1 protein-coding gene is annotated in these 2,142 nt (G+C 28.8%); it reads right to left on the bottom strand.

The genetic code is table 11. The features are described 5' to 3' along the window. Positions 1-2,142, bottom strand: a 2,142-nt coding sequence (locus CI949_RS20115) for an HD domain-containing phosphohydrolase (protein ID WP_290769773.1), incomplete at both ends; no start/stop codon positions are given.

Raw genomic sequence — 2,142 nt, forward strand, 5'->3', positions numbered from 1 at the left:
TTATCTTTGATTTCTGCCAGAGCATGATTATAACTTAAGGGCTCCCGATAGGTTCTTTTAGAATTCATAGCATCCCAGGCATCTGCTGCACAAAGAATTTGTGATTCAAGCGGGATATTATTTTTTTCCAAAGCATCAGGATAACCACCACCATCCCACCTTTCATGATGATGTCTTATATATTTGGCTATATGCTGTAGTGATTTAGAACTTTTTAAGGCATTACTTCCAATGACAGGGTGTTCTTTAATTAATTCATATTCACTATCACTTAATTTACCTTCTTTATTCAGCACCTCTAAAGGAATTAACATCTTGCCAATATCATGTACTAAACCCGCCCAGTAAATATCATCAATTCTTTTCTGATCAAGTTTCATTTCTTCTGCGATTTCTGCTGCAAGATCTGCAACATTTTCAGAATGACCTCTTGTATATAAATCATACATTTCCAGCATTTTAATTGTTGAAGAAATTAATTCTTTAGTAAAATTACTTTGTAGAAAATTATATTCTTTCATTTTGTAAAACGAAGAAGCAATATTATAAAAAGCAGAGAATATTTTTTTAGAACTATTTGTAAAGCTTTTTTTACTATTTAGCTTAATATCTAAACTTATACCAGCCTTTTTTTGTCCATTAATTTCTAAATCCAAATACATAATCTCCTTAATCTTATTTAAACTGACCTCATTCATCTCCTTAAAATCATCACTACTCATATGCTGTCGATTCCGATTTTTCATATCTTCCTGATCAATTATTTCTATTGCTTCAACTTGATTATAAAAAGCCTCATTATCAATTTTATTTTCTTTTAATGATTCTAAATCATAACCTATGCAGTCTATAAAATTAACATACTGATCACCAAAAGTATAGACACTGCCAAAATCAGCTTCTGGAACAATTTCTACTGCCTGCTGTAATATTTTATTTAAAAATTCAGCTTCAGAGATTGTATTTAAATTATCTATATCAGAGACTAAAGAAATCATCTTTTCAAAGCGATTATTAAGCTCTTCAATTTCTTCAAAAGATGTTTCCAGTTCTTCGTTCATAGCTGTAATTTCCTCATTGTAGGCCTGCAGCTGCTGATTATAAGCTGAAAGTTCTTCTTTTTTCTTCTCTAAACTTTTTTCATACTGTTTTTTTTCGCTGACATCAAAGACAAAACCTTCAATAATAAAATTACCATCTTCTTTTCTTTCAGTAATTTTAGCACTCATATTGAGCCATATTATTTCACTGTTTTTCTTTTTTGCTCTAAATTCAAAATTTTTAACTTCTCCATTTTTATTTAGTTCGCTTAGAAATTCTTTTCTTTTTATCGGATTATAATAAAGATCTTTTCCTAAATCACTATAACTATTTACAGCTTCCTGAACAGTATTAAACCCACCTATTTCTATCATCTTTTTATTGACCTGTATTACCTGACCATTAGAACTTGTTTTGATAATTCCAATCGGTGCCTCATTATAGAGTTCAGAATATTTTTTTTGACTATTATTTATTACTTCTTTATATAAATCTTCTTTTTTTTGATACTGCTGAATATTTTTAAGCCAGCTTTTTATTTCATATTCCTCTACTTTTTTCTGCTTATATCCTTCAGGATCAATATAATAGGGATTTTCATAAAGTTTTCCCTGCCAGATTATATAATCATGAAGTTCAACTGCAGCTTTAATAATTTCATTGTCGAATAGATTAATATTATATCTACAGAGAGCATTAACAGGATATTTTTCAAAAATCTGATCATGCAGCTTCCATTCATATTTAATTATTTCTTCTTTACCACCTTTAAAATCTATAACGCCCTTTAATTCTCCAGTTATACTTAAACCACTGTAACCTTCTTTGACAGCTGATTTTACATTTGTTTCAATTAAAGTAATCATATCATCAGCACTGAAATTATCTGGATCCCCATATAATTCTTCGACATTAAAAGTCTGCAGCTGTCCACTCTTTAAAAAATCATCTGCATTCCTAAATGTTATATTTAATTCAGCTAAAATTTTCTTTTGATTATCTTTTGAATCAATGTAAATACATTTTTCATTATTTTTTAAACTTCTTTTTATCACTAGCATTGCATAAAAATATTTAAGCATTGTCAAATTTAAGTTATTG

Source organism: Halanaerobium sp., assembly GCF_003070835.1.